This is a genomic window from Streptomyces sp. NPDC005393 (assembly GCF_040606675.1).
Taxonomy (GTDB): Bacteria; Actinomycetota; Actinomycetes; order Streptomycetales; family Streptomycetaceae; genus Streptomyces.
Genome location: NZ_JBEXFG010000018.1, coordinates 90,777 through 117,245, shown reverse-complemented (window position 1 = coordinate 117,245; position 26,469 = coordinate 90,777). Strand labels below are relative to the sequence as shown.

25 protein-coding genes and 1 riboswitch are annotated in these 26,469 nt (G+C 69.6%); of the genes, 14 read left to right on the top strand and 11 right to left on the bottom strand.

Annotated features, from left to right (window positions below):
* Positions 1–7 precede the first annotated feature (7 nt).
* The gene (locus ABZS71_RS17680; RefSeq protein WP_356211034.1) at positions 8–1,012 is read left to right on the top strand and encodes a helix-turn-helix domain-containing protein; all 1,005 of its coding nucleotides are present in this window, start codon (positions 8–10) and stop codon (positions 1,010–1,012) included.
* Positions 1,013–1,239: 227 nt separating this feature from the next.
* Positions 1,240–1,617 (top strand): hypothetical protein, encoded by a 378-nt coding sequence (locus ABZS71_RS17675; RefSeq protein ID WP_355847083.1) that lies wholly within the window; start codon positions 1,240–1,242, stop codon positions 1,615–1,617.
* A 160-nt stretch (positions 1,618–1,777) separates the two neighbouring features.
* Here ABZS71_RS17675 and ABZS71_RS17670 read toward each other — a convergent pair whose 3' ends face one another.
* Together ABZS71_RS17670 and ABZS71_RS17665 are read right to left on the bottom strand one after the other, a co-directional pair.
* Positions 1,778–3,229 (bottom strand): DEAD/DEAH box helicase, encoded by a 1,452-nt coding sequence (locus ABZS71_RS17670; protein WP_356211031.1) that lies wholly within the window; start codon positions 3,227–3,229, stop codon positions 1,778–1,780.
* Positions 3,230–3,527: 298 nt separating this feature from the next.
* Positions 3,528–3,731 (bottom strand): cold-shock protein, encoded by a 204-nt coding sequence (locus ABZS71_RS17665; protein WP_355847077.1) that lies wholly within the window; start codon positions 3,729–3,731, stop codon positions 3,528–3,530.
* Between the two features lie 894 nt (positions 3,732–4,625).
* On the opposite strand from ABZS71_RS17665, the gene ABZS71_RS17660 reads away from it, so the two are divergent.
* The gene (locus tag ABZS71_RS17660) at positions 4,626–4,955 is read left to right on the top strand and encodes a MerR family transcriptional regulator (RefSeq protein WP_355847074.1); all 330 of its coding nucleotides are present in this window, start codon (positions 4,626–4,628) and stop codon (positions 4,953–4,955) included.
* On the opposite strand, the gene ABZS71_RS17655 is transcribed toward ABZS71_RS17660, so the two are convergent.
* Positions 4,952–5,701, bottom strand: coding sequence for a hypothetical protein (locus tag ABZS71_RS17655; protein ID WP_355847071.1), 750 nt, complete (start codon positions 5,699–5,701; stop codon positions 4,952–4,954). The genes ABZS71_RS17660 and ABZS71_RS17655 overlap by 4 nt on opposite strands.
* On the bottom strand, positions 5,701–6,420 hold the full coding sequence (locus ABZS71_RS17650; RefSeq protein WP_356211028.1) for a hypothetical protein: 720 nt from the start codon (positions 6,418–6,420) through the stop codon (positions 5,701–5,703). The genes ABZS71_RS17655 and ABZS71_RS17650 overlap by 1 nt, the downstream gene beginning before the upstream one ends.
* 144 nt (positions 6,421–6,564) lie before the next feature.
* On the opposite strand from ABZS71_RS17650, the gene ABZS71_RS17645 reads away from it, so the two are divergent.
* The 6 genes from ABZS71_RS17645 (at position 6,565) to ABZS71_RS17620 (ending at position 13,253) form a co-directional block, all read left to right on the top strand.
* Complete coding sequence (locus ABZS71_RS17645) at positions 6,565–8,736, top strand: N-6 DNA methylase (RefSeq protein ID WP_356211025.1); 2,172 nt, start codon at positions 6,565–6,567, stop codon at positions 8,734–8,736.
* 131 nt (positions 8,737–8,867) lie between these two features.
* The gene (locus ABZS71_RS17640) at positions 8,868–9,425 is read left to right on the top strand and encodes a hypothetical protein (RefSeq protein ID WP_356211022.1); all 558 of its coding nucleotides are present in this window, start codon (positions 8,868–8,870) and stop codon (positions 9,423–9,425) included.
* Entirely contained in the window at positions 9,422–10,990 is a 1,569-nt protein-coding gene (locus ABZS71_RS17635; RefSeq protein WP_356211019.1) for a serine/threonine-protein kinase, read from the top strand. Before ABZS71_RS17640 ends, ABZS71_RS17635 begins: the two co-directional genes overlap by 4 nt.
* A 146-nt stretch (positions 10,991–11,136) precedes the next feature.
* Positions 11,137–11,754: a SurA N-terminal domain-containing protein gene (locus ABZS71_RS17630; RefSeq protein ID WP_356211016.1), complete on the top strand. Its 618-nt coding sequence runs from the start codon at positions 11,137–11,139 to the stop codon at positions 11,752–11,754.
* 14 nt (positions 11,755–11,768) lie between these two features.
* Positions 11,769–12,821, top strand: a complete 1,053-nt coding sequence (locus tag ABZS71_RS17625) for a nucleoside triphosphate pyrophosphohydrolase (protein ID WP_356211013.1) — start codon at positions 11,769–11,771, stop codon at positions 12,819–12,821.
* 48 nt (positions 12,822–12,869) lie between these two features.
* The gene (locus tag ABZS71_RS17620; protein ID WP_356211010.1) at positions 12,870–13,253 is read left to right on the top strand and encodes a DUF6479 family protein; all 384 of its coding nucleotides are present in this window, start codon (positions 12,870–12,872) and stop codon (positions 13,251–13,253) included.
* A gap of 188 nt (positions 13,254–13,441) precedes the next feature.
* Here the strand turns inward: ABZS71_RS17620 and ABZS71_RS17615 are convergent, their stop codons facing one another.
* From ABZS71_RS17615 to ABZS71_RS17585, 7 genes are all read right to left on the bottom strand, one after another.
* Positions 13,442–14,815, bottom strand: a complete 1,374-nt coding sequence (locus ABZS71_RS17615; protein ID WP_356211007.1) for a tryptophanase — start codon at positions 14,813–14,815, stop codon at positions 13,442–13,444.
* Positions 14,816–14,863: 48 nt separating this feature from the next.
* Positions 14,864–16,003 (bottom strand): tryptophan dimethylallyltransferase family protein, encoded by a 1,140-nt coding sequence (locus tag ABZS71_RS17610; RefSeq protein ID WP_356211005.1) that lies wholly within the window; start codon positions 16,001–16,003, stop codon positions 14,864–14,866.
* 351 nt (positions 16,004–16,354) lie between these two features.
* Positions 16,355–17,701 (bottom strand): cytochrome P450, encoded by a 1,347-nt coding sequence (locus ABZS71_RS17605; RefSeq protein WP_356211003.1) that lies wholly within the window; start codon positions 17,699–17,701, stop codon positions 16,355–16,357.
* Complete coding sequence (locus ABZS71_RS17600; RefSeq protein WP_356211000.1) at positions 17,698–18,300, bottom strand: ATP/GTP-binding protein; 603 nt, start codon at positions 18,298–18,300, stop codon at positions 17,698–17,700. Before ABZS71_RS17600 ends, ABZS71_RS17605 begins: the two co-directional genes overlap by 4 nt.
* Positions 18,275–18,646, bottom strand: coding sequence for a DUF742 domain-containing protein (locus ABZS71_RS17595; protein ID WP_355847035.1), 372 nt, complete (start codon positions 18,644–18,646; stop codon positions 18,275–18,277). Before ABZS71_RS17595 ends, ABZS71_RS17600 begins: the two co-directional genes overlap by 26 nt.
* Positions 18,643–19,044: a roadblock/LC7 domain-containing protein gene (locus ABZS71_RS17590; protein WP_355847032.1), complete on the bottom strand. Its 402-nt coding sequence runs from the start codon at positions 19,042–19,044 to the stop codon at positions 18,643–18,645. The genes ABZS71_RS17595 and ABZS71_RS17590 overlap by 4 nt, the downstream gene beginning before the upstream one ends.
* A complete protein-coding gene (locus ABZS71_RS17585; protein WP_356210998.1) occupies positions 19,041–20,162 on the bottom strand; it encodes an ATP-binding protein in 1,122 nt (373 codons plus the stop codon). Before ABZS71_RS17585 ends, ABZS71_RS17590 begins: the two co-directional genes overlap by 4 nt.
* Before the next feature lie 624 nt (positions 20,163–20,786).
* Between ABZS71_RS17585 and ABZS71_RS17580 the strand changes: the two genes are divergently transcribed.
* The 5 genes from ABZS71_RS17580 to ABZS71_RS17560 all read left to right on the top strand — a co-directional run bounded on the left by ABZS71_RS17580 (position 20,787) and on the right by ABZS71_RS17560 (position 26,443).
* The gene (locus ABZS71_RS17580; RefSeq protein ID WP_356210996.1) at positions 20,787–22,064 is read left to right on the top strand and encodes a cytochrome P450; all 1,278 of its coding nucleotides are present in this window, start codon (positions 20,787–20,789) and stop codon (positions 22,062–22,064) included.
* Between the two features lie 146 nt (positions 22,065–22,210).
* On the top strand, positions 22,211–23,167 hold the full coding sequence (locus ABZS71_RS17575; protein WP_355847023.1) for a transglycosylase family protein: 957 nt from the start codon (positions 22,211–22,213) through the stop codon (positions 23,165–23,167).
* Positions 23,168–23,421: 254 nt separating this feature from the next.
* Positions 23,422–23,589, top strand: a riboswitch (cyclic di-AMP (ydaO/yuaA leader).
* 7 nt (positions 23,590–23,596) lie between these two features.
* Positions 23,597–24,316, top strand: a complete 720-nt coding sequence (locus tag ABZS71_RS17570) for a transglycosylase family protein (RefSeq protein ID WP_356210993.1) — start codon at positions 23,597–23,599, stop codon at positions 24,314–24,316.
* 242 nt (positions 24,317–24,558) lie between these two features.
* Entirely contained in the window at positions 24,559–25,839 is a 1,281-nt protein-coding gene (eno, locus tag ABZS71_RS17565) for a phosphopyruvate hydratase (RefSeq protein WP_355847017.1), read from the top strand.
* Positions 25,840–25,960: 121 nt separating this feature from the next.
* A complete protein-coding gene (locus ABZS71_RS17560) occupies positions 25,961–26,443 on the top strand; it encodes a septum formation initiator family protein (RefSeq protein WP_356210990.1) in 483 nt (160 codons plus the stop codon).
* The last annotated feature ends 26 nt before the right edge of the window (positions 26,444–26,469 follow it).

Sequence of the window (26,469 nt, the reverse complement as noted above, 5' to 3'; positions counted from 1 at the left end):
TGGCTTAATGATCAGTTTTGTGCTCGGCGTCGAGGACCTTGCGGATACGCGCTTCGCCGTGTCAGCCGTGCACGAGACTCTGCTCAGCCTGCGGGTGCTGCAAGACCCGGGGCTGTCCGCGTTGCACCTCCCGTGGCGCCGGTCCGTGCTCGGCAGGATCGGCACGCTCGATACCGAGCTGCTGATGTCGCTGGTCGCGCGCAGGCGCACCATCCCCGACTTCCTGACTCCGCAGCCCACGAGCTTCGCGCCGACCTTCGAGGAGCAGTTGGCCGTCGTCCGCCAGGTGTCCCCTGCGCGGGTTCGCCATGACCTGCTGACCGCGCACGCTCCCGGCCCGCTTCCAGCAGCCCTGCGTGACGCCGCTGCCGCCGACGACGCATCCGTCGTCAGACTTCGCGATGCCGTGTGCGAGCTTCTGCGGCAGTTCTGGGAGGTGGCCATCGAGCCGGAGTGGCGGCGGATGCGGCTGCTCCTTGAAGCCGACATGACCTATCGCGCGCGGCAACTGGCGGTGGGAGGCGCCCGCTTGTTGTTCGCCGACATGCACCCGAACCTGCGCTGGCACAACGGCGTACTGCACATCGACAAGATGATCAGCAGGCACCGTGTCGCTGCGTCCGGTCGGGGCCTGCTGCTCCTGCCGTCCGTGTTCGCGCACAAGCCGGCGCCCCCGGTCGGTCCGGAAGAGCCGCCGCGGCTCGCCTATCCGAGCCGGGGCGTGGCCACGTTGTGGGCCACGCCACCGACCGCCGACGCGACAGCCCTTGCGTCGCTGCTCGGCGCACCCAGGGCAAGGCTGCTCACCCTGCTCGAAGAGCCGGTCGCCACGGTTGAGATCGCCCGTCGCCTCCGGGTGACCCCGAGCGCCGTGTCCCAGCACCTGCGCGTGCTCCACGCGACGGGGCTTGTCACCCGGGCGCGCGACGGACGCCAGGTCCTGTACCGACGTAGTCATCTCGGTGACCAGCTGGCCGACTCGAATCAGCCCCACAACGTCGCGATGTCCTGAACTTGCTCCGTCGGAGTCGCTGTGTCTGTCCGGTACCGGGAGGACCGGACAGACACAGCGGGTGCCCGTTCGGCACGGGCTGCTACGACGGCACGGCCCGCGTCGCGCGGCGGAGGCCGGCCCCGGCGGTGGTGAGGGCGTCTTCCGACTCCCGTTGGCGGCTGTCCCGAGACAGAGCCGCCCGTGCGCTCCGGTATCGGCCAGGCCCGGTAGTAGAGTTTTGGCTCATGTCGAAACCCGATGAGCTGCTTGTCGATATCGCCGCCAGGGTGGAGTCGGAGCAGAGCAATCAGATGTCTCTCACCGTGGTCGTCCAGGGAGCCGTCATCACTGGTCGGCTGGCCCCCGAGGCCGTGTGGAGGCAGCGTGTGGGTGAGGTGTTGCAGGAGTCGGAGCGGCTGGGGCCATTTGCCGGCCTTTTCACCCGCTCCACAGGGGAAGCCCACTCGCCGAACCGGAGCGGGCCGCCCACGCACTTGCATTTCCATGTCGCGCGGATCCTGCAAGGAAGTCTCGGCATTCCCGAGACCGGTGGAATGTATCGCATCGCCATCGCGGATGTAGGTGCCTGGACAGTGGGCGACTTCAGCTATTCCGACCGCTGAAGGCCGACCGGCCACCTGTCACAGGTCCGGGCGAGGGGACCGCACGCGGATGGGGGCCCCGACCGGTGCGGTCGGGGCCCCCATCATGCAGCCTTGTTGATCCTGGTCGGCCCCGTGCCGGGGCTCCGGGCAGTGCTGATGCCGTCGCGGGCGGTGTGTGCTACGCCGCCGAGCCGAGGGAGGACCGCCGCGGCGAGGCCCCTGACGCCGTCCGGGCCGATCCGGCGGCGCGGCGGGCCTGGGCCGGGCGGCTGCGTCGTCCCCGCGAGGAGGAGCCGCTGCGTTTGGCGCGTTCGACGACCGGCGTGGTGATGGTGACGGGGATACCGGAGGGGGCCTGGGCACCGGTGATGCGGCTCAGTTCGGCTTCCCCGGCGCGGACCCGGGTGGTGTGCGGGGTGATGCCGGCAGTGCTCATGAGGCGGGTCATGTCGCGGCGCTGGCCCGGCAGGACGAGGGTGACGACGCGGCCGGACTCGCCGGCGCGGGCGGTGCGGCCACCGCGGTGCAGGTAATCCTTGTGGTCGTTGGGCGGGTCCACATTGACGACGAGGTCGAGGTTGTCCACGTGGATGCCGCGGGCGGCGACGTTGGTGGCGACCAGCACCGTGACATGGCCGGTCTTGAACTGGGCGAGGGTGCGGGTCCGCTGGGGCTGGGATTTTCCGCCGTGCAGGGCGGCGGCGCGGACACCGCTGTTCAGCAGGTGCCGGGTGAGCTTGTCCACCGCGTGCTTGGTGTCGAGAAACATGATCACCCGGCCGTCGCGGGCGGCGATCTCCGTGGTCGTGGCGTGCTTGTCCTCGCCGTGGACGTGCAGCAGGTGGTGTTCCATCGTGGTGACGGCGCCCGCCGAGGGGTCGACGGAGTGGACGACCGGGTCGGTCAGGTAGCGCCGGACCAGAAGATCGACGTTGCGGTCCAAGGTGGCCGAGAAGAGCATGCGCTGTCCTTCGGGCCGCACCTGATCGAGCAGGGCGGTGACCTGGGGCATGAAGCCCATGTCGGCCATCTGGTCCGCCTCGTCCAGCACGGTGATGCCGACCTGGTTCAGCTGGCAGTCACCGCGGTCGATGAGGTCCTTGAGCCGTCCGGGGGTCGCGACGACGACTTCGGCTCCGCCGCGCAGAGCGCTGACCTGCCGGCCGATCGCCATACCGCCGACGACGGTGGTCAGCCGCAGCTTCAGCGACCGGGCGTAGGGGGTGAGCGCGTCGGTGACCTGCTGGGCCAGCTCCCGGGTGGGGACCAGGACCAGCCCCAGGGGCCGGCGGGGCTCAGCGCGCTGCCCGGCGGTGCGGGCCAGCAGGGCCAGGCCGAAGGCGAGGGTCTTGCCCGAACCGGTGCGTCCACGGCCCAGGACGTCGCGGCCCGCGAGGGAGTTCGGCAGCGTGGCGGCCTGGATCGGGAACGGCACGGCCATGCCTTCCGCGGTCAGGGACGCCAGCAGCGCGGGCGCCATGTCCAGCTCGGCGAAGGTCTCAACCGGGGGCAGAGCGGGGGTGTGGGTGACGGGCAGGGCGAATTCTCCCTGCGGCGCGGCGGGACGACGGCCGTTCCCGGCGGGGCGGTAGCGGGCGGAGCGGTTGTTCGTACGGGCTGTGCGGTTCACGCGGAACCTTCCTCGATGCGGTACGTCGAGGAATTCTCGGCAGCAAGAAGCCGCGCACAGAAGAATCGCAAGAACGAACCGAAAAAATAGACGAATCGAAGCGGGGCGAAAGAGATGGGCCCATCGCCTCGAGAGATGAACGGCATGCGTGCGCCGTAAGGCGGACGCTCAACATGCCGGATCAGAATCGTGCCGCCGTCATGGCGCGCACGAGGGAGTCGCTGGGGGAGTTGCGGGGGGCAACGAGCTGGGGCCCGCACCCCAGGTGCGGGCCCCAGCGTCGTTGTACGCGTCAGCGTCAGGCGGGAAGGATGTTCTCGGCCTGCAGGCCCTTCTGGCCCTGCGTGACGTCGAAGGTCACCTTCTGGCCTTCCTGCAGCTCGCGGAAGCCCTGGGTGGCGATGTTCGAGTAGTGGGCGAAGACGTCAGCGCCGCCGCCGTCCTGCTCGATGAAGCCGAAGCCCTTTTCCGCGTTGAACCACTTCACGGTGCCATTAGCCATTTTTTATCTCCTTTGTGGCAATATCCGGATCCCACACTCTGCGGATCCCGCGTCGCCGCGATGATTGCCCTGCCCGGAAAAGCACCGGAAAGCACAAAGGCCACTCCCGCCGTATACGGCGGCGAGTGCACCTGAAGTCTATGGGAACCACAACTGCAACTGACGACCACAGTAGCACGGCGTGCGAGGTCATGCACGGGCACTTGATCCGCGTCATTCAACGGCATAAAAAACCTTGCCGCCGCGGCGCCTATTTCTGCAGTTGCGGCATTAGGTATTCGGTATCGGCGGAGGGGAAAAGGCCGACCGTCGGGCGCCCGGTGCCGTGCCGGGTGGCGGGTCGGCCGGTCCGGCCGGGACCGGCCGCGCGGGCCCCTCCCGTCCCGGACCTCTTCCCCCGGTCGGGGTAAACCTGCACCCGCCGCAGTAGACATCCGCGACTGTTGTGGCTAGCCTTTCTCTCGTAGCCAAGACGACAGTCGGGCGCGGCAGAGACGAACTGCCGCGAGCAGTACACGGCACGGCCGTGGAGTGGCGGGGCCGGGAAGTGCAGCAAGGTCCCGCCACTGACTGCCGGGCCGGGCGGTTCCAGGACCGCCAGGCATGACGCAGTACAGCGGCATCGGTAAGAGCAAGCACAGAAGAAGCAGGAGAGGAGAAGACGCCATCGGGATCGCCCGAGCACGGACCTGGTCCGCTCGGGTACCGCAGGCCCCGGATTGGAAGGTGGTCCCCGGTCACGCAGTCGCGATCCCCGCGATCCGCCCCTCGGGCGGGCATGCGGAAACAGAAGGTCGGCGCACAGCGCCGGTAGATAGATGGTGTTGAAACCCCTCGGGGCCCTGGTGCCGTACGGCACCAGGGCCCCCTGACGCGTCCCAGCAAAGAGGTGCAATGACGTCAAAGCCCCCAGAGCGCGCCACCGACAGATTCGATGACGACGACTACCCCGCCTACACCATGGGCCGCGCGGCAGAGATGATCGGCGCCACGCCCGCCTTCCTGCGGGCTGTCGGCGATGCCCGCCTCATCGTCCCCCTGCGCTCCGAAGGCGGCCATCGCCGCTACTCCCGCTACCAGCTGCGCGTCGCGGCACGCGCGCGTGAACTCGTCGACCAGGGCACCCCGATCGATGCCGCCTGCCGCATCGTCATCCTCGAAGACCAGCTGGAAGAAGCCCAGCGGCTCAACGAAGAGCTGCGGCGACGCGCTGCCGACGGCTAGCCGCCGAGGTTGTCGAGGTCGACGATGTCCCCGGTGGGGGCCTTGGCGTCGACGGGTCGGTCGAAGTCGCTGAACCGGATCGTGCCGGGCTCCTTGCCGCCCTTGGTCACCAGCTTGAGGAGATACGGCTTGCCCTCGGTCGCGACGTACATGGTGTACGTCTCGTCGCCGTCCTTCTCCACGACCGTGATGGCCGGCTGCCCGTCCACGGTGGCGGGCTTGCCCTTGCGCGCGAGGTCGTTACCGCTGACGAACCCGGCGAGCAGCTGGTCCAAGTCGCAGGCGCCGGTGAGGTCCTTGGCGTCCGCGCCGGAGGCGTCGGCCTTGGTCCAGCGGTCGCCGATCATTTTGGCCGCGGCCTCCCCGTCCTCACCGCCCTGCTCCCGCCAGAAGGCCGCGTCGTACTTCATATAGGCCGTGCCGCCGGTCTTGATCAGCCGTACGCTGCCCTCGCCGCCCATGGACATGGTGCCGACGCATTCGCCCTTGCTGTCCGAGGACATGTGGTACTTCATGGCGCCGCCGTCGACGATGCCGTCGAGGTCGACGGTGAGGGCGGACGTCGACTTCGTGGCCTTGATGGCCTTGTCGGAGATCTGCGGCCCCGTCAGCCCGGCGATCCCGGCCGGGGTGGATGCCTTGGGTGCGCCGCTGCCGGCCTTATTGCCGTCGGCGTCGCTGCCGCACGCCGTAAGGGCGAGGGCGGTGGCGGCGCACAGTGCCGCCAGGGTCGTGGTGGAGCGCATCAGCCCGTCTTCTTCCAGTTCTCGCAGCCGTTGGTCTTGAAAAAGGCGTCTTCGGCGCCGATGGTCACGATGGCGTTCCCCGAGGCGTTCTCGTTGGCGATGATCGATTCAATGCCGTGGAGGGCGTCCTTGCTGCGCTCCCAGTAGCAGCCGTTGCCGGAGGCGTTGCCGGTGGACCTGTAGGTGCCGGGAGCGATATCGGCGCCGATCCGGTACATGCCGTCGCCCAGTATCTCGGTCTTCGGAGTCCCGGAGGCGGTCGTGGGGACGGCCTCCCAGTCCTCGCACCCCTCCGACTTGAAGATCTTGTCGCTCGCCTTGATCGTCACGTAGCTGCCGCCGGTGACGTTGTCGTTGGCGATGATCGCGTCGGCTTCGCCGGAGGAGTCCTTGGCCCGCTCCCAGTAGCACATGCCGTCACTGTTGCCGGTGGTTCTGTAGGTGCCCGGCTTGACGTCGTTGCCGACCTGGAGGGTGCCGTCGCCGCTGAACGCGGCCTTGGTCTTCTTCTCCGCCCGCTCTTCCTTCTTCTCCTGGGTCTTGTGGTCCGATCCACCGCCGACGGACGAGGCCTTGGTGTCCGTGCCGTCGCTCTTGCCGTCGCCGCTTCCGCCGCCCCCCGTGACGCCGCCGAGGGCGATGACGGCGACGAGCGCACCCGTGCCGGTGAGGACCTTATGGCGGGCGAACCAGTTCTTCTGCTTCTGCTGCTGGGACATGACGGATGGGCACCTTTCAGGCGCTGGATGAGACTCCGTTAACCGATGCGTTAATAAGAGCAGAGCTTGTGAACCGAGTCAACAACAACCTTTGAGAGATGCGAGTTCACGGCGTGAATGAGTCTCTGTGTGATGATCGCCGGTATGCTTGACCGCCACGCAGCACCACGGGACGGAGTCAGCCAGGTGCCGGAGAACGCAGCAGAGGTGACCGCAGCCGGGATCGCCCGGCTCGCCGGGGTGGGCCGCGCGGCCGTGAGCAACTGGCGCCGCCGCCACGCCGACTTCCCCAAGCCGGTGGGCGGCACCGAGACCAGCCCGACCTTCGCGCTCGGCGACATCGAGCACTGGCTGCGCGCCCAGGGCAAGCTCGCCGAGGTCCCGCTGCGCGAGCGCGTCCGGCAGCTGTTGGCCGGACACCCGGCGGGCGGTGCGGCCGCGCTGTGCCACGTGGGCGCCGTACTCCTGCTGGTACGGGACCGGCCCGGGGTCTGGGGCCGGCTGGGCGAGGCCGGCGACGATCAGCTGGCCGAACTGCTGCCCGCCGCCCTCGCCCCCGCCCTGACCGCGCGGCTCGGCGAGGACCACCCCGTGCACACCCCGGACCCGGCCGGGCTGCGCCCCTCGGTGCCGCTGCTGCGCGGGGCGGTGGAGCTCGCCGCCGAACTCGGCCCGCGCGAGACGTACGAATTCCTGCTGGGCCGTCATCTGGACGCCAACCCCCGCCAGTACACCCTCACCCCGCCCGCCCCCGCCACCCTTATGGCCGCCTTGGCGGGCCTCGCCACCGCTCGCGCCGATGACCAGGGCGTCTCCGCCCGTGCCGGGTTCGATCCCGCCTCCGGGACCGGGGGAGTGCTGCGGGCCGCCCGGGGCGCGGAGACCGTGTACGCACAGGAGCTGGACCCCGGTCTCGCCGCGCTCACCGCGCTGCGGCTGGCGTTGGGCTCCGACGGCCAGGTGCGGGTGCGCGGCGGGGACAGTCTGCGGGCGGACGCCTTTCCGGGGCTCGCCGTCGACGCCGTGGTCTGCCATCCGCCGTTCAACGAGCGCGACTGGGGCCATGACGAGCTGGCCTACGACCCGCGCTGGGAGTACGGCTTCCCCGCCCGTACCGAGTCCGAGCTGGCCTGGGTGCAGCACGCCCTCGCGCATGCCCGCGACGGCGGCACCGCCGTACTGCTGATGCCGCCCGCCGCCGCCTCCCGCCGCTCCGGCCGCCGGATCCGGGCCGATCTGCTGCGCCGCGGTGCGCTGCGGGCCGTCGTCGCGCTGCCCGCCGGGGCGGCGCCGCCGTACGGGATTCCGCTGCATCTGTGGGTGCTGCGCCGCCCCGGGGCCGGGCAGCCCGCCGCCCCCCGGCTGCTGCTCATCGACGCGGCGGCCGCCGCCGGGCCCGCACCGGACGGCGCCGCCGTCTCATCAGGCTCACCCGGCCGCGACAAGCTGCCCTGGCAGACGGTGCACACCACCGTCCTCGACGCCTGGCGCGCCTTCGACCGCGACGGCACCGTCCCCGAGCAGCCCGGCGTCTGCCGTGCCCTGCCCGTCATCGAACTCCTCGACGACGACGTGGACCTGGCACCCGCCCGCCATCTCCCGCCGCCCGCCGCGGGCGGCGGCGTCGCCGAGCTCGCCGCCGTACGCCGGCGGCTCACCGCCACCCTGGCCCGTACCGCCGAACTGACCCCCGCCGCCCCCGCCGAGCCGCGCGACGAGGCCCCGCCCCTGCCCGGGGCCCAGGGCCGCCGGCCCATGACCACCGTCGGCGAACTCGCCCGCGTGGGCGCCCTGGTGCTCAAGACCGGCGGCGGCCCCGTCGCGGCGCCGCTCCTCACCGAACAGGACGTCCTCGCCGGAACCGGCCCCACCGGCACCCCCGCCGCCCCCGCCGCCCCCGAAGCCTCGGCCGAGGAGCCCGTGCTGACCGAGGTCGGCGATGTCGTCGTCCCGCTGATCGGGGGCGGCACCGTCGCCCGCGTCATCGACGAGGCCACGGCCGGGGCCGCCCCGGCCCGCAATCTGTGTCTGCTCCGGCCGGACCCCGAGGCGCTGGACCCCTGGTTCCTCGCCGGGTATCTGCGCGGCAGCGCCAACCAGCGGCAGGCCAGCAGCTACGCCTCCACCGCGACCCGGCTGGACGTACGCCGACTGCGGCTGCCCCGGCTACCCCTCGCCGACCAGCGGCGCTACGGTGAGCGCTACCGCACGCTGGCCTCCTTCGAGGAAACGCTGCGGCTCGCGGCGCGCCTGGGCGACCAGTTGGTGCGCGGGCTGTACGACGGCCTCGCGGACGGCACCGTCCAGCCTGATTGATCACAATTGTGTGATCAATCAGATGCCGGATCCGTACAACCCAGACCCGGTCCGCAGTGTCCATGTATACGCTCAAAAGCGCGTCAGCGTCCCTCGGCGTCCGCCGACATCAGGTCCCTCCAGGAGCAGCAATGCACGGCCATGTCCCCGCGCCGCCGCAGCCCCGCCCCGCCGCCACCGCTCTGGTGGTCATCGTGCGGGTGATCTTCGTGTCCGTGACCCTGCTGAGCCTCGGCATCCTGTCCTGGATCACGATGCTGCGGATCGCCATCCTGCGCCGCCGGCCGCTGGACTGGGCGCTGTTCTGGGGCACCTGTGTGCTGGTCGTGTTCGCCCTGGTGGAGTTCGGTACCGGGCCGGACGACGAGCCCGGCACGCTGGGGTACATCGCCCTGGCGGTGCTGTTCACGCTGGCCGCCGGGGTGACGACGCACTATCTGATCGTCGACATCGGCCACTACCGCGCGGTCTCGGCCGTCCGGGCCGCCTCGGGTGTCCCGACCGCCGTGCCGCTGCCGTACGGGCCGCCGCCGTACGGCTATGTCCCGCCCCAGCCCCCGGCCTACCCGCAGCCGCAGATCCTGCCGCAGCCCCCGTTGCCGCAGCCGCCCCACCCGCAGCGCATCGACCGCGTCCGCGCCGAGCTCGATGAGCTGAGTGACTACCTGCGCAAGGAGCAGGGCCGTTGAACGGACGCGTCATCGCCGACCGCTATGAGCTGGCCACCCTGCTCGGCCAGGGGGGTATGGGCCAGGTGTGGACCGCGTACGACCGCAGACTGGATCGCCGCGTCGCCGTCAAGCTGCTGCGCCCCGACCGGGTGGCGGGCCCCGGCGGCCCCGGTGGCGGCGGCGGTGCCGTGGACGAGCTGCGCCGCCGCTTCGTCCGCGAGTGCCGGGTCACCGCGCAGGTCGACCACCGCGGACTGGTCACCGTGCATGACGCGGGCAGCGACGGTGACGACCTCTACCTCGTCATGAGCCATGTGGAGGGCGCCGACCTCGCCGACCACCTCGCCGAGCACGATCCGTACCCCTGGCCCTGGGTGGTCTGCGTCGCCGCCCAGCTGTGCGCCGTGCTCTCGGCCGTGCACGCGGTGCCGATCGTCCACCGCGACCTCAAGCCGCGGAATGTGATGGTCCGCCCCGATGGCTCGGTGACCGTCCTGGACCTCGGCGTCGCCGCCGTCCTCGACACCGACACCACCCGTCTCACGCACACCGGCTCGCCCATCGGCAGCCCCGCCTATATGGCTCCCGAGCAGGCCATGGGCGGCGCCGTCGGCCCGTACACCGATCTGTACGCGCTCGGTGTGCTGCTCCATGAACTCCTCATAGGCAGCGTGCCCTTCGCCGGGTCCACCGCCCTCGGCGTTCTCCACCGCCATCTCTACGAGCCGCCCGTCCCGGTCCGCCAGATGCGCCCCGAGGTGCCCGAGGCGCTCGAAGCGCTCGTCCTGCGGCTGCTCGCCAAGGACCCGGAGGCCCGGCCCGCCGACGCCCAGGAGGTCTACCAGGCGCTGGTGCCGCTGCTGCCCCACCCGGGCGCGGGCCCCGGTCCGGCCGGCGGACCGATGGACCCCACGCGCCCCTTTCTGCGCCCACACGCCCCCTGGCCGGACCGCCCGGACCGTCCCGCCGCGGCGCCCGTCGTCCCCGTACCCCTGCCGCGGCCCGCGGAGACGGCCGGGCGGCCGGATGTCGCCGGGGCCGTCGACGAGGTCAAGCGCCTGCTCGACCAGGGCCGGATCACCCAGGCGGTGGACATCCTCGGCGCGATCCTCCCGGCCGCGGCCGCCGAGCACGGTGAGCGCTCCGGGGTCGTACGGTCGCTGCGCAAGCAGTACGCGGCAACGCTGATGGACGACGGCCAGTACCGCCGCGCCCTGCCCGAACTGCGGCGGCTGGCCGATGAGTACGCCGCCGAGTCGGGCCCGGTCGCGCTGCGCCAGTCGCTCCAGTTCCGCTATGAGGCGGCCCAGTGCCGGGAACAGCTCGGCGAGGCGGCCGCCGCGCTGTTCGAATACCGCACCCTGCTGCCGTACTTCGAGCAGTACGCCGCCGCCGACCCCGACCAGCCGCTGGACATCCGCCGCCGCATCGGCCATCTGCTGCTCTCCCTCGGCGACCGTCCGGCGGCCCATGACACCCTCGTCCGGCTGCTCCACGACGCCGAGCGGCTGCACGGACCGCATCACCCCTTCCCCGAGGAGATCCGCCGGACGCTGCACTGGCTCGGCCGGGTCCACGGCTGATGGCGCCCGTACGGCGGGGTTGGCGGGAACCGCGCGATGCCTGACCGCCCGCGAATCGTGGTCGAAGCAGTGGCCTCGGCCGCGCCGACTCCCTACCATCGATCAACGATCGATGTCGCGCCGCACGATCTCTGCCGGGAGGCTCCATGATCCGCCGCCGTACTGCGCTCTCCGTTTCCGCCGCGTCCGCCCTGCTCCTCTCCGCCCCGCTGCTCACCGCGTGCGGTAACGCCCCGCGCCCCGGGGCCGCGGCCGTCGTGGACGGGGGCCGGATCACCGTGTCCCAGCTCCAGGCACAGGTGAAGGCCGTCCGGGATGCGCAGCGCGGCTCCCCGAGGGCCGACCAGCTGGTCGCGGGCAGCGGCCGGCTGAGCCAGGACACACTGATCCGGATGATCCAGTTCCGGGTCATTGAGCGGGCCGGAAAGGACAACGGGATGAGCGTCACCCGCCGCGAGATGCAGCGGGCCCGCGCCGCCGCCGAGGCGCAGAGCGGTGGGGCCACCGCGCTGCGCGCCGTCTATCTGGAGCAGGGCATCGCGCCCGGCCGGATCGACGACGCCATCCGTATGGAGCTCACGCGCACCGCTCTGCTGCGCAAGCTCGGCACCGCCAAGGTCAACGAGGTGTTCACCCGCACCTCCAAGGAGCTCGCCATCCGGGTCAACCCGCGGTACGGCAAGTGGGACGACACCCAGGGCACCGCCGTCCTCGCCAAGGAGGCGTGGCTGCGCACCTCGAACAGCTCCCAGCAGCAGGCGTAAGTTACGTTTCAAGGGTGACCGCACCTGACTCCGCCACCCCCGCAGAAGCCGCCGCCACCGGCCGTGTCGTCCTCCTCACCACCAGCCACCGGGTGGCGCCCGGTCTGCTGTCCTGGCCCGCGTGGCAGGTGCTGCGCGGCGCCGACCGGGTGCTGTGCGGCGATCCGGACCACCCGCAGCTGCCGTATCTGCGCGAGGCGGGCATCGAGGTCGGGCTGGCGGCGCCGGACGCGCGCGAGCTGGTCGACTACTGCCGCGCGGAGGGCGGCCGTACTACGGTCGTGATCACCTCGGCCGCCGGTGAGTCCGAGCTGACCGACGGGCTGGCCCGGCTGGCCGGATCCGGCCGTGAGGCGATGCCGGATCTGGAGCTGCTGCCCGGTTCCTACGATCTGCCGGGCGCGCGGCTGCTCGATCTGGTGCAGGTCATGGACCGGATCCGGGTCGAGTGCCCGTGGAGCGGCGCCCGCACCAGCGAGGAGCTGGTGAAGTACGGCATCGAGGAGGCGTACGAACTCGTCGAGGCCATCGAGGAGGGCGACCGCGAGGCGCTGCTCGAGGAGCTCGGCGATGTGCTGCTCCAGGTCGTCTTCCACGCCCGGATCGCCCAGGAGGACCCGGACCAGCCGTTCTCGATCGACGATGTGGCGGGCGGGATCGTGGACAAGCTGATCCACCGCCATCCGCATGTCTTCGGCGAGGAGGCCGCCGAGACCGCCGAGGACGTCAAGGCGCACTGGCTGCGTACCAAGGCGATGGAGAAGCAGCGCGATTCGGTCACCGAAGGGGTGCCACTCGGTCAGCCCGCCCTCGCACTGACCGCCAAGCTCGCCTCCCGCGCCCGTACCGCCGGTCTCGATGTGGCCCTCCCCGAGGGCGCGGGCATCGGCTACGAGCTGCTGGCGCTCGCGGTGCGCGCCGAGGCGGACGGCATCGAGCCCGAGACGGCCCTGCGCGCCGCGGCCCGCGCCTACCGCGACGCGATACGCGCGGCCGAGGGCGTCGCGGACTCGGCGGACTCACCGGACTCACCGGACTCACCGGCACAGGGCCCCGCACCGGAGTGACCCGCGCGGGGCCGGAGTGACCCAGGCGGCGGGGGGTACCCGGCTGTCATGTATGCGTACGCCAGTGATCTCGCCGTGGCCCGGGATCCGCTGATCGGGACCGGCCCGTTCATCGTCGGAGCCGTGATCGTCGTCGTACTGATCGCGGCCGTGTGGTGGGGGATACGGGTACGGGCCCGGGAGCCGGAACCGCCCCAGCGCCCGCAGCCCCGCTCGGACGCCTGGCAGCAGGCCGACGAGACCGACCGCGAGGCCCGGGAGACGGGCCACGGCCCCGGGCATCAGGACGACGAGACGCGGGTCGGCTACGTCACCGAGCACCGTGAACCCGATGAACTGCCGCGGGACGGCGCCCGCCGACGCCCGCACGAGCTGGGCGGCTCGGGCACCCGGGAGCCCGGCAAAGGCGGCACCGAGGGCCGGTCGAACTGAACCGAGCCCAAAAACGGCTGAGGGCACCTCCCAGCGGTAGCCGGCGGCGCGCCGAAGGGGCGCGCCGCTGTCGAAAGGGAGAGCGCGCGGAGGCCCCGAGGAACGAGGGGCCGAGCACGATCGACCGTCGACAGCGGCTTAAAGCGCCCCGGAGGCGAACCGAGCCCCTGAAAAAAGGGGGGCTCAGCTCATCGCGCGATGGGCACGGGTTCGAGCTTGGCCCGGAAGTGGCGCAGGATCGGGGACTGGTCGACGATCCGGAAGCCGTACACGCTGTGCGTGTCCTTGGCGATCTTCTCCAGGGTGTCGCCGATGTGGTCGTAGTGGCTGCGGGTGTAGACGCGGCGCGGCAGCGCGAGCCGGACCAGCTCGTACGGCGCGCTGGCCACCGGGTTCCCGTCCTCGTCCTCCTTGCCGAGGTAGAGGGAGCCCAGCTCGGCCGAGCGGATGCCGCCCTCCAGATACAGCTGGCAGGACAGCGCGTGGCCGGGGTAGTTGTGGGGCGGGATATGCGGCAGCAGACGCCCGGCGTTGAGGTAGAGCGCGTGCATACCGGGCGGCTCGATGATGTCGACGCCCGCGGCCCGGACCCGCTTGGCCAGGTAACCGGCGATATCGGCCCGCTCCTGGAGGTAGGAGGGTTCGAGCACCTCGTTCAGCCCCTGGGCCATCATGTCCAGGTCACGCCCGGCCAGACCGCCGTAGGTCGCGAACCCCTCGGTGGCGATGAGGAGCAGCTCGCACTTCTGGGCGAGCTCCGGGTCGTTGACCCCGACGAAGCCGCCGATGTGGACGATGCCGTCCTTCTTGGCGCTCATCATGCAGCCGTCCGCCAGCCGGAACGCTTCTTCGGCGACCTGGCGCGGGGCGTGGTCGCGGTAGGCATCCTCGTGGCGGGTCACCAGCCAGGCGTTCTCGGCGAACCGGGCGGCGTCCAGGAACAGCGGGACGCCGTACTGGCGGCAGAGGGCGGCCGTCTGCTTCAGGTTCTCCATGGAGACCGGCTGGCCCCCGCCGCCGTTGTTGGTGAGGGTCATGACCACCACGGCGACCCGGGAGGCGTCCGGCCCGGTCAGCGTCGCCCGGAGCACCTCCAGGTCGATGTTCCCCTTGAACGGCTGGGTGCTGTCCAGGTCCCGGGACTCGGGGGACGGCAGATCCCGGGCCTCACAGCCGGCCAGCTCCACATTGGCGCGCGTGGTGTCGAAGTGCGTGTTGGCCAGGGAGATCTGGCCGGGCTCCAGGAGGGAGGAGAAGAGTATGCGCTCGGCCGCGCGCCCCTGATGGGCCGGCAGGATGTGCGCGTACCCGGTGAGCTCGGTCACGGTCTCATGGAACCGGTAGAAGGAGCGGGAGCCCGAGTACGACTCGTCACCGGCCATGCCCGCGGCCTGCTGCGCGGCCGACAGCGCACCGGTGCCCGAGTCGGTCAGCAGATCGATGGTCACCTCCTCGGCACGCAGGTCGAAGAGGTTGTAGTTGACACGCTTCAGCGCCTCTTGGCGCTGCTGCCGGGTGGTGAAGGGTATGGGTTCGACGACCTTGATCCTGTACGGCTCCACGCTGACCGCTGCTCCCGTCGTTCCGTATGTCCGTCAATCGATGGTGTGTCACAGCCCTGCCCGCACCCGGTCGCGGGTGGGGAAGGCCTCGCGGGGCGGCCGTACCTCGTACGCCTCCGAGGAGACGTAGACGGTCACCCGCGGCGGGCGGCCCCGCTCATGGACCAGCGCCAGATAGGCGATGAGGCCCACGCCGTCGCTCAGCCGGCGCGAACCGACGGCGGCCAGCGCCCGGTCGAGCGCGACACTGTCCATGCCATGGCGGCGCAGTACGGTCACCGCCCGCTCCCGCGCCTGCCCGTCGTGCCGGACGTAGTCGCGGACGGGCACATGGAGGGTGTAGCCGCTGGGCAGGCCGGTCGCCGTCTCCGTGAAGGAGTGGCAGGTGAGGGCGGGGCGTCCGGTCAGCCGGTCCTCGCCCTCGGCGGTGAGATCACCGGCGGCCGGGAGATCTCCGACGGTACGGAAGAACTCCTCCAGCCGCTCCTGGCCCGGTGGGGGCGCCATCCGGGGCAGCGAGCCGGCCTCGGCGGCGGACAGGCCCTGGTGCATGAGGTAGACCTTGACCCGCGGCGCCTCCCAGTCCCCGAGGTCCAGGGCGACGAACGGGAAGCCGTCGGCGCGAGGCAGCGCGTCGAACGCCTGCCGGTGGCCGAGCCTGGCCAGCGCCTCACGGACGGTCTCGGCGGCCCGCTCCGGGCCGTTCGCCGAGGGGTTGAGATACACCTTGACCCCGGGGACGCCGCCGGAGCGCAGCTCCAGGGCGCACCACAGGGCGAAACCACCCTCGGGGGAGCCGGGGAAGAACAGGTCCTCGATCCGGTCGAGCTGGCGGGTGGCGAACCCCCAGCGCTCCGCCATGGCGCGGATCGCGCGCAGCCCGGTGCGGCCGTTCTCCACCAGGTCGTCGGTTGCGCAGCCGGGTTCCAGCAGCACCCTGAGCGCGGGGGCCGTGCCCGGCAGGAAGGCCAGGGAGTACTCCACTGGTGTGTGGTCGTCGGACAGAGAGCTCCGCGACGGAGGAGGCAGCGCCAATGACCGTTCGGCCACGGGGCCCAGACTCTCACTCAGCACGCGGGCGTAGGCCGCCGTGTCGGTCGGGCCCAGCCCCGCCACCTCGCACAGCCGGATCAGCTGTCCCGCGGCGAAGTCGCCGAGCCGCGGCTCGGCGGGTATGACGCCGCTCATCGGGCCCCCCGGGGGGACGAGGGACGAAGGCACAGGGGTTTGTGTGGCGCGGAAGGACCGTCGCTCCGGCGTTTGCGCCAAACGAGAAGATACCCGCCCCGGGGGGCGAGTATCTCGGTTCCCATCGCGCGCGGTTCCGCGCAATTAGGGTAGGTGTTCGATTGACCGCGGGGGTGGTGTGGTCGGGATATGAGTGAAACCACAAAACGTCGATCAACAGTGATGTCGTCGTCGGCGGTGAGCTCCACGACAGCTCCTTTTAGATTTTGACCAACACGAATTCCGCGATACTGCCTACCCGTCAGATTGAATATTCATGCAGTATGAAATCGTTTGGCCTTGTGGCGTGGATCACACTCTCCACCAGTTCAGGAACGAACTCCACAAGCCGCCCTTTTCCTGTTTGTTCTGCTGACGGCTGTGCTGGTCACCCGCGGGGGCTTCTTGCTGGGAAACAGACCGTTTGTCTGTCCGTATCGGTGTGAAACGGGCAGGCAATGCGGTCAGTCCGCGGTTGAACGGGCCGGGTCGCCAGGTCAGGCTCGATTCGGGCACCGCGAGCTCGATATCGGGCAGCTGGTTGAGCAGTTTCTCGATGGCCACCACGCCGATGAGCTGGGCCGTGTCCTTGGCCGGGCAGGCATGCGGGCCCGCGCTCCAGGCGAGATGCGCCCGCTTGCTGAGCTGCTGACGGGAGGCGGAGAGCGCCGGATCCGTGTTGGCCGCCGCGATGCTCACCAGGACGAGGTCGCCCGCGCGCAGCGGCGTCCCGGCGAAATCCACATCGGATACCGGATAGTGCGGTGCGTAGTTGGACATAGGCGGACTGTTCCACAGCACATCGTCGAGGGCGTCCTCGACCAGCAGCCCGCCCCCCGCATACCGCTCATCGGACAGCAGAAGCAGCAGCCCATTGGCGATGAGATTCCGCTGGGGTTCGGCACCGGCGCCCAGCAGCAGCACAAGCTGATGAGCCAGTTCCTCATCGGTCAGCTGGGAATGGTGCTGCATAAGCCAGGACGTGACATCGTCGCCGGGCTTGCTCCGCTTGAGGGCTACGAGTTCGATAACGCTCTGGGTGAGCACCTCGTTCGCCTTTTCGGCGTTGATACCGTCGAAGATACCGGAGATACCGAAGATTACCCGGTCGCCGATTTCCGCCGGGCAGCCGAAAAGCTCATTGAAAACAAAGAGCGGCAGCAGCTTGGCATAGTCATTGAGCAGATCGGCCGAGCCGCGGGCGATGAACTGATCCATCAGATAGCTGGCGACGCGCTCGACATGCCGGCTCAGCCGGTGTGAATCCACCCGGGCCAGGCTGTCCGTCACCGCCTGGCGCAGCCGCATATGCTCCGCCCCATCGGTGAACATGCAGTTCGGCCGGTATGCCAGCAGGGGTACGACCGGGTTCTCCCGGGTGACCTTGCCCTCGTTGAAGTCGCGCCAGCGGCGCGAATCCTTCCGGAAGGTGTCGGGGTTCTGCAGCAGCTGCAGCGCCGCCCCGTAGTCCGTGACGAGCATGGCCTCCACACCGGGGGAGAGCTCGACCGGTGCGACCGGACCGTACCCGCGCATATGCGCGTAGTACGCACCCGGATCGGCTGCGAACTCCGGCCCGTACAGCGGCACCCGCTTGCCGCTGCCATGGGCGGGGCAGCCGGGTGGCGGCGCCGCCGGAAAATCCGATTGCATGTTCATTCGTGCTCCTGGCGGGTACGTTCCTGTAGGTAGCGGACAAGCGCCATCAGCGCATTGGCCGATGACTTCTCGTCACGTGCGTCACAGGTGACGATGGGGGTCTCGGGCAGCAGATCAAGCGCCTCGCGCAGCTCCTCGTCGGGGCGCACCGGTGTGCCGTCGAAGCGATTGACGGATATCGCGTAGGGAAGTCCGTACTGTTCCACCAGGTCGATCACGGGGAAGGACTCTTTGAGCCGATCGGGATCGACCAGGATCAACGCCCCGAGGGCGCCTCGGGTCATGTCTTCCCACACCTGAACAAAGCGTTCCTGTCCGGGTGTGCCAAACAGATACAGGACGAGTCTCTCGCTCAGCGTGAGACGCCCGAAGTCCATGGCCACGGTGGTCGTGGTCTTGCCCCGGGTGCCCATGAGGTCGTCGACATGGGCTCCGGCCTGTGTCATCCGCTCCTCGGTGCGCAGCGGAGGAATCTCGGACATGGTGCCGATGAACGTCGTCTTTCCGACCGCGAAATGCCCCACGACCAGGATCTTGGCCGCGATCTGCACCGCGTCGTCCAGATAGACGTCATCATCCGAAACGGGCCTGGAGCCCATCCAGCACCTCCTGAAGGAGCGAAACATCGACAAGCTGAGCGGGAGGCGCGGGGGCACGCGTGATGAGGTATCCGTCCGAGGAGAGATCGGACAGCAAAACCTTGACGATGCCGATCGGAAGACCCATGTGCCCCGCTATCTCGGCGACCGAGAGATAGCCTCCCGCACACAGGTCCAAGAGGCCGCGCTTCTCCGGGTCGAGATGACCGGGGCGCACCTGGTCGGACGCGGTGACCAATGTGATCAGGTTGAACTGGTCGTTGTCCGGGAGCCCGCGACCGTTCGTGATGACATACGGTCGCACTAATTGGGCGGACTCTGGCTCCTGCTCACCCGGCGCTGTCATGCCTGAACGCTCGTGTTTTCGCGAGGTGGAGTGGTCAGTACCTTGCCGAGCTGCCCGACGAGCTGCTGCATCCGGAAGGTGATGTCGGCCATGTCGACATCGGGAGCGGAGGAGACCGCGAGATACGCGCCCTCCCCCGCGGAGATGAGGAAGACCCATCCGCCGTCGAACTCGACCAGGGTCTGACGCCAGTTCATATGGGGGCCGCCGCAGAAGCCGGCCATGGTGCGGCTCAGGGACTGGATGCCGCTCATCGCGGCGGCGACGGTATCGGCCTCGTCCTTCTTGACCTCGTGAGAACGGGCCATCAGCAGACCGTCGGCGGAGACCAGGATCGCATGACGGGCCCCTGGTACTTCCAGGGCGCTGTCAAGCATCCATGACAGGTCGTTGTTCACTGAGGATCATGCCCTTCGCTGCTCGGGTTTGCGGAGCGTCCGGACTGAGTGCCGCGCTGGAAGGCGCCCATGATCGAAGCGGTTTCCTCGCTCGTCCGGGCCGGGGCACTGGTGGAATCTGCTCTCGGGACGATGGAGATCGAGCCCTTTCGGCGGCGTTTGGGCAGGCCGCCGGGGGTGGAGCCGCTCTGCTCGCTCGCCTCCGGCTGGTCCACTGCCGCAGCCTCACGCGGCGTCGGCGCTTCTTCCGGCTCGGGCATGTTGGTCAGGAGGTCCTCGGGAAGAAGCACGACCGCGCGCACACCACCGTAAGGAGAGGCCGAATCGACCGAGACACTGAAGCCGTATCGCGCGGCGAGCACGCCGATCACCGCGAAGCCGAACTGCGGCGGATTGCCGAGTCCCGTGACACCCGTCGCCCGCGTGGCCGAGAGCAGTTTGTCGGCCCGGTTCTTCTCCTCCTCATTCATACCCACACCGGCGTCGTCGATGATGACGCAGACGCCCTTGGGCACGGTGCGGATGGTGATATCGATCGGAGAATCGGGGGCGGAGTAACTGGTCGCGTTGTCCAGGAGCTCGGCCAGCGCCAGCGCGACCGGTTCCACGGCCTTGCTGACCAGTGCGAAATTGCTCTGGGAGCGGATGTCCACACGCGTGTAGTGACGGATGCGGCCCTTGGCGCTGCGCACCACGTCGTACACCGAGGCGACGGCCCGCTGGCGGCCCAGCCAGCCATCGCAGAGAACGGCGATGGACTGCGCACGCCGCCCGAACTGCGAGTTCATGTGGTCGATCTCCAGAAGGTCCTGGAGAATCTGGTGCTCGCCGTATCTGTCCTGGGTTTTGGAGATGGCCAGCTGCTGCTCGTTGGCGAGGCCCTGAAGCGTTCGCATGGCGGACTTCAGAGCGCTCTTGGTGGCCTCCTCCGCGCGGACGTGAGCCTCCTGTACCGCCTCGGCGTAATTGTTCTCGAGCTCCGCCGAGCGTTTCTCCAGCTCCGCCTTCTCATCGCGCAGATTCGCCCGCGCCTTTCGCCCGCGGATGATGGCGGTTGCGGCGAGAGGCGTGCCAGCGATCAGGGCCCAGAGTGCTGGATCCTGTATGTATTGCGTCATAAGACTCTCTTTAAACGACTAGACCGCCAGGGACTTGATAAGGAGGTATTGTGCGTTATGAATCCTGGTGTGCTGAGAGGAGGCGGTGAGTCAGCGCCCGTACGGCGTCCGCAGGGTCCGGGGACATCGCACTCGTCTTGCCGACGGCAGCGCACGGGAGTCGGTGCGCCGGAACGGCTCCGTATGCCCGACTGGCGGCATAATGCTCCTCAGAGTGGTGACCCTCTCGGCTGTTCTGCCGGGATCGCCATGTGTCTTACGCGCCCTTGGCTCGCCTGGCAAGCGCGGTGATCGTATCACCAGCATCAGGGGTCGCCGTGCATGTGCCCCAGTCTCATTCAAGCCATCTGACGTCGTATCAGCCGCACCCCCTTCCCCTTGCGTTGGCCCACGTCAGAGCGTGTTCCGGGATGGTGCGAAGGAGTGGCGGCGCATCCGCGGACCGTCATCCGCACCCATCAGATATCGGGCAATCGCCCCGCGCCATGTGCGCCTTGTGGAGGATGCGTGGAGATACTTGTTGAATTCCATTCAACGTTTATCTCTTTTGTCGCGGCTTTATCCGTTACTCCCGGTAAGGGCTGTATCGGGGGGTCCTTGGAGGGCGGCCGGTATCGTCGGGGGGTGCCAGAACAGCCCCGTGACCTCCCCGCTCCCACCCTCTTCAGCTGGGAGTTCGCCACCGATCCCTATCCCGCGTACGCCTGGCTGCGCGAGCACGCACCGGTGCACCGGACCACGCTTCCCAGCGGTGTCGAGGCATGGCTGGTGACCCGTTACGCCGACGCGCGGCAGGCGCTGGCCGATCCCCGGCTGTCGAAGAATCCCCTGCGGCACAGCGAGTCGGCTCACGCCCGGGGCAAGGTGGGCATTCCCGGCGAGCAGCGCGCGGATCTGATGACACATCTGCTGAACATCGACCCTCCGGATCACACCCGGCTGCGGCGGCTGGTGTCCAAGGCGTTCACCCCGCGCCGCGTCGCCGCGTTCGCCCCGCGCGTGCGGGAGCTGACCGACCAGCTCATCGATGCCTTCGTGGAGAGGGGAGAGGCGGATCTCATCCATGAGTTCGCCTTCCCTCTCCCTATCTATGCGATCTGCGATCTGCTGGGGGTGCCGCGCGAGGATCAGGACGACTTCCGGGACTGGGCCGGAACGATGATCCGGCACGGCGGAGGGCCGCGCGGCGGGGTGGCCCGCGCGGTGAAGCGGATCCGCGCGTATCTCGCCGAGCTGATCCACCGGAAGCGGCTGGCCTTCGCGGCACCAGGAGAAGAAGGGGACGAGGAGGATCTGATCTCCGGGCTGATTCGCGCCAGCGACCACGGTGAGCACCTCACCGAGAACGAGGCGGCGGCCATGGCCTTCATCCTCTTGTTCGCCGGCTTCGAGACCACCGTCAATCTGATCGGCAACGGGGTGTACGCGCTGTTGCGCCATCCGGAGCAGCGTGCCCTGCTCCAGCGGGCCCTGGAGGAAGGGGACGAGGAGGTGCTCGCGGCCGGGGTCGAGGAGCTGCTGCGGTATGACGGGCCGGTGGAGATCGCCACCTGGCGGTTCGCCATCGAGCCGGTCACGATCGGCGGACAGCGCATCGCGGAGGGGGAGCCGGTACTGGTGGTGCTCGCCGCCGCCGACCGCGACCCCGAGCGGTTCGACGCGCCCGAGGTCCTCGATCTCACCCGTACGGACAATCAGCATCTCGGGTACGGCCACGGCATTCATTACTGTCTGGGCGCACCGCTCGCCCGACTGGAGGCGCAGACCGCGATCGGCACCCTGCTGAGGCGGCTGCCCGATCTGCGGCTTGCGGTGGATTCGCGGGATCTGCGCTGGCGCGGTGGACTCATCATGCGCGGGCTGCGCACCCTTCCGGTGACCTGGAATTCCCCGGACGGGTGAATCGGTCAAGCCCCTTGTGAGGCGACATAAGTGACGAACGCTCAACTGCGTGACCTGGGCGTGACCTGGGATACATCGGGTTGTGATGATCGCGTGACCTCGCTATGTTCAACCGACAATCGAAGGTCACACGAGAGGCCCATCGCATGCGTTCCGGGAATGGTCGGCACCGCCGCCCTCGTCAGGCTCCGGCCATCGTCGTCGCGGCGGGGGTCGCGGGGGCGAGCATCGCCATACCGCTGTTCGGGGCGGGCGGCGCCCAAGCCGCCCAGACCGCCACATGGGACCGCGTCGCCGAATGCGAGAGCGGCGGCATGTGGAGCGCCAACGACGGCAACGGCTTCTACGGCGGGCTCCAGCTGACGCTGGACATGTGGAAGAGCTACGGCGGTACGAGCTACGCCCCGCGCCCCGATCTGGCCAGCCGCTCCCAGCAGATAGCCGTCGCCGAGTCGATCCTCGGTGACCGCGGTCCGGACGCCTGGCCGAGCTGTGCGCTGAACGCCGGGCTCACCGACGGCAGCGGCGCCCCGGATGTGGACCCCGGCTCCACGGCCACCCCGGCCCAGCCGGGCTCGGCTCAGCGTGGCGACACGGAGGAGGACCCGGGGCTGGACGACTCCCCGTCACCCGAGGCGTCGGATGACTCCGGCTCATCCGGTACGCCCCGGACGCCGGATGTGTCCGAGAGCACGGAGAAGCCGGCGGCGCCCCAAACCTCCCAGGCTCCCGACGGGCTGGACGACTCCACGTCCTCGGCGGACCCCTCTTCCCCGGATGCGCCGGACTCGTCCGCCGACCCCGCGCCCACCGGCCGCCACCGTGGCGAAGAAGGTACGGGGGAGCGCGCGAGCGACGGTTCGACGGCGGATTCACGGTCCTCCGGGCGGCATGCCTCGCGCGGCGACGCGGATCGCGCCCAGAGCTCTACGGGTGACGGCTACACCGTCCGACCGGGTGACAATCTGTCAGCGATTGCCGAGCGGGGCGAGTTGGCCGACGGATGGCATGGGCTCTATCAAACCAACGAGGACCTCATCGGGTCCGACCCGGATCTCATTCTCCCTGGTCAGCGCCTTGACCTGACCATCAAGGAGCGGTAGTTCGGGGGGAATTGCCCGGTCTGGAACCGGTGAGATATACCTCTCGTCACATCGTCCAGGGTATGCCCCCTGTCCGATCCCTCCACACCCGGTCCTACCTGCGTAGATGTGGGCCGAGTGAGATCAGAAACACCATCCTGCGACGAGATGAAGGTGTTTGAACCTTCTCGGGAGGTGTGTTTAACGTCTTTCCGCTCGCTACCGCGGGCACCGTCGATCGTCACGCCGAATCCTGCCGGCGGTCGGCTGGAACCGACGCGTCAGCGCCGAAGGCAGGAGCGGGGGACCCAAGGTAGGTGCCGAAAGGCCTGTGGAAGCGGGCTCGTCGGCTAGGGGTGAAGCCGGGTGCGGTCTCCGCATCCGGCCGGGCAACTCACGCCCGAACCCGACAGCTCACCTCGTAGGCGTCGGTGAGGAAACGAACCAACGATGCTCAAGTGCAACGGCAAGCACCGCCGCCCGTCGAAGGTCACCCGGATCGCCGCGCTCACCGGTCTGGCCGGCGCGGCCGTGGCCGCGCCGCTCATCGGCGCCACCTCCGCCTCCGCCGCCACCTCCGCCCAGTGGGACCAGGTCGCGCAGTGCGAGGCCGGCGGCAACTGGTCGATCAACACCGGTAACGGCTACTACGGCGGACTGCAGTTCTCGAGCTCCACCTGGGGCGCCTACGGCGGTACCGCGTTCGCCCCCACCGCGGACAAGGCCAGCAAGGACCAGCAGATCCAGGTCGCCGAGAAGGTTCTCGCCAGCCAGGGCAAGGGCGCCTGGCCGGTCTGCGGCACGGGCCTGACCACCGGTGGCACCCCCTCGTCCTCCTCCGCGGGCTCCTCCTCGGGCTCGCAGGCGCAGTCCGACGCCTCCTCCCAGTCCTCCCAGTCCTCCCAGTCCTCGCAGTCGGCCCCGGCGGCCCAGCCCGACCAGCCGAAGGCCGAGACCCACGCCGAGCCCGAGCACGCCGGGCGCTCGCAGGCCCGCGGTCCCGTCAAGAAGGGCGACGGCGAGTACGAGGTCGAGTCCGGCGACACCCTTGGCAAGATCGCCCAGGAGCACCGCGTCAAGGGCGGCTGGAAGAAGCTCTTCAGGCTCAACGAGGACATCGTCGAGCAGGCCGACCTGATCTACCCGGGCCAGCAGCTCCACCTCAGCTGAGCCATCCCGGCTGAGCTTCCGCTCGAGCCGGCCCCCTGGGAATCGAGCCCCGGCCGGGCGCGCCGCCCCCTCGGTGTGCCCCGCCGGGGCTTATCAGTTCCCGCAGAAATATGGATATTCAAGCTCAAATCTGGGTATTTGTGCCACGTCCTGTCTCGCGGGGCGGGCTGACGGGGGGGGTGCAGCCCTCCCGGCCCGTTAGGCTCGTGCTGCTAGCGCAGACACATACGAAGGAGAACCTCGTGCCGTCCATCGACGTCGTCGTAGCTCGCGAGATCCTCGACTCGCGAGGCAACCCCACGGTCGAGGTCGAGGTTGGCCTCGACGACGGCAGCACCGGCCGTGCCGCCGTTCCGTCCGGTGCCTCCACCGGCGCCTTCGAGGCCCTCGAACTCCGTGACGGCGACAAGAACCGCTACAACGGCAAGGGCGTGGAGAAGGCTGTCCTCGCCGTCATCGAGCAGATCGGCCCCGAGTTGGTCGGCTATGACGCCACCGAGCAGCGCCTGATCGACCAGGCGATGTTCGACCTGGACGCCACCCCGGACAAGTCCTCGCTCGGAGCCAACGCCATCCTCGGCGTCTCCCTCGCCGTCGCGCACGCCGCCTCCGAGGCGTCCGACCTCCCGCTCTTCCGTTACCTCGGCGGCCCGAACGCCCACCTGCTGCCGGTCCCGATGATGAACATCCTCAACGGCGGCTCGCACGCCGACTCCAATGTGGACATCCAGGAGTTCATGATCGCTCCGGTCGGCGCGGAGTCCTTCTCCGAGGCCCTGCGCTGGGGCGCCGAGGTCTACCACACCCTGAAGTCCGTGCTGAAGGAGCGGGGCCTGTCCACCGGCCTCGGCGACGAGGGCGGCTTCGCGCCGAACCTCGGCTCCAACCGGGAGGCCCTCGACCTGATCCTCGAGGCCATCAAGAAGGCCGGCTACCAGCCGGGCCAGGACATCGCACTGGCGCTCGACGTCGCCGCCTCCGAGTTCTACAAGGACGGCTCGTACGAGTTCGAGGGCAAGTCCCGCACCGCCGCCGAGATGACCGCGTACTACGCCGAGCTGGTCGCGGCCTACCCGCTGGTCTCCATCGAGGACCCGCTGGACGAGGAGGACTGGGACGGCTGGAAGGCCATCACCGAGCAGCTCGGTGACAAGGTCCAGCTCGTCGGCGACGACCTCTTCGTCACCAACCCGGAGCGGCTGGCCCGCGGTATCGAGAACGACACGGCGAACGCGCTGCTGGTCAAGGTCAACCAGATCGGCTCGCTCACCGAGACCCTCGACGCCGTCGAGCTCGCCCAGCGCAACGGCTACAAGTGCATGATGTCCCACCGCTCCGGCGAGACCGAGGACGTCACCATCGCCGACCTGGCCGTCGCCACCAACTGCGGCCAGATCAAGGCCGGCGCCCCGGCCCGCTCCGAGCGGGTCGCCAAGTACAACCAGCTGCTGCGCATCGAGGAGATCCTCGACGACGCGGCGGTGTACGCGGGCCGCTCCGCCTTCCCGCGCTTCAAGGGCTGACCTCCGCTGAGCGCGCGCTCCACCTCAAGTAGCAGACACGTCTGACGCCCGTCCCCGGCCGCGGTCCCGTACCGTGGCCGGGGACGGCGTAGCTACGCGAAGTCATCACCGGGGAGGCGACGTGCCGGCGGATCGGGATCGGTTCTCCACCGCGACCAGGCTCAAGGCGCTCGGCGAGCACGCCGCCGCCCGGGTCTACCGCGCCCGCGTCAAGCGCCGCCGGGGCCGGCTGACCGGCCGCGCGGCCCTGCTCGCGCTGGTCGTCTGCTCACTGGTCGTCGCGCTCGCCTATCCGATGCGGCAGTACATCTCCCAGCGCTCCGACATCGCCGACCAGCGGGGCGAGGCCCAACAGGCGCGGGACGACGTGAAGAAGCTGCGCGAGCAGAAGGCCCGGCTGCGCGACCCCGCCTACACCGAGCGGCAGGCCCGTGAGCGGCTGCACTTCCTGATGCCGGGGGAGACCGGCTACAGCGTGGCGGACGGCCGTGGCGCGACCGAGCGCTCCTCCCACCGGAGCGTGGCCGACAGCCCCTGGTACAGCAACCTCTGGGACGCCGTGGACACGGCGGACGCGGCGAAGGCGCACAGCGCGCGGCGCTGAGGCGTCCGCCGTGAGCCGCCCGGCCG

What these genes read in the sequence shown, in the direction of transcription:
- ABZS71_RS17680 (WP_356211034.1), top strand. Translation starts at nt 8, where the DNA reads ATGATCAGTTTTGTGCTCGGCGTCGAGGACCTTGCGGATACGCGCTTC.
- ABZS71_RS17675 (WP_355847083.1), top strand. Translation starts at nt 1,240, where the DNA reads ATGTCGAAACCCGATGAGCTGCTTGTCGATATCGCCGCCAGGGTGGAG.
- ABZS71_RS17665 (WP_355847077.1), bottom strand. Translation starts at nt 3,731, where the DNA reads ATGGCTAATGGCACCGTGAAGTGGTTCAACGCGGAAAAGGGCTTCGGC.
- ABZS71_RS17660 (WP_355847074.1), top strand. Translation starts at nt 4,626, where the DNA reads ATGACGTCAAAGCCCCCAGAGCGCGCCACCGACAGATTCGATGACGAC.
- ABZS71_RS17655 (WP_355847071.1), bottom strand. Translation starts at nt 5,701, where the DNA reads ATGCGCTCCACCACGACCCTGGCGGCACTGTGCGCCGCCACCGCCCTC.
- ABZS71_RS17650 (WP_356211028.1), bottom strand. Translation starts at nt 6,420, where the DNA reads ATGTCCCAGCAGCAGAAGCAGAAGAACTGGTTCGCCCGCCATAAGGTC.
- ABZS71_RS17645 (WP_356211025.1), top strand. Translation starts at nt 6,565, where the DNA reads ATGCTTGACCGCCACGCAGCACCACGGGACGGAGTCAGCCAGGTGCCG.
- ABZS71_RS17640 (WP_356211022.1), top strand. Translation starts at nt 8,868, where the DNA reads ATGCACGGCCATGTCCCCGCGCCGCCGCAGCCCCGCCCCGCCGCCACC.
- ABZS71_RS17630 (WP_356211016.1), top strand. Translation starts at nt 11,137, where the DNA reads ATGATCCGCCGCCGTACTGCGCTCTCCGTTTCCGCCGCGTCCGCCCTG.
- ABZS71_RS17620 (WP_356211010.1), top strand. Translation starts at nt 12,870, where the DNA reads ATGTATGCGTACGCCAGTGATCTCGCCGTGGCCCGGGATCCGCTGATC.
- ABZS71_RS17610 (WP_356211005.1), bottom strand. Translation starts at nt 16,003, where the DNA reads ATGAGCGGCGTCATACCCGCCGAGCCGCGGCTCGGCGACTTCGCCGCG.
- ABZS71_RS17605 (WP_356211003.1), bottom strand. Translation starts at nt 17,701, where the DNA reads ATGAACATGCAATCGGATTTTCCGGCGGCGCCGCCACCCGGCTGCCCC.
- ABZS71_RS17600 (WP_356211000.1), bottom strand. Translation starts at nt 18,300, where the DNA reads ATGGGCTCCAGGCCCGTTTCGGATGATGACGTCTATCTGGACGACGCG.
- ABZS71_RS17595 (WP_355847035.1), bottom strand. Translation starts at nt 18,646, where the DNA reads ATGACAGCGCCGGGTGAGCAGGAGCCAGAGTCCGCCCAATTAGTGCGA.
- ABZS71_RS17585 (WP_356210998.1), bottom strand. Translation starts at nt 20,162, where the DNA reads ATGACGCAATACATACAGGATCCAGCACTCTGGGCCCTGATCGCTGGC.
- ABZS71_RS17575 (WP_355847023.1), top strand. Translation starts at nt 22,211, where the DNA reads ATGCGTTCCGGGAATGGTCGGCACCGCCGCCCTCGTCAGGCTCCGGCC.
- ABZS71_RS17570 (WP_356210993.1), top strand. Translation starts at nt 23,597, where the DNA reads ATGCTCAAGTGCAACGGCAAGCACCGCCGCCCGTCGAAGGTCACCCGG.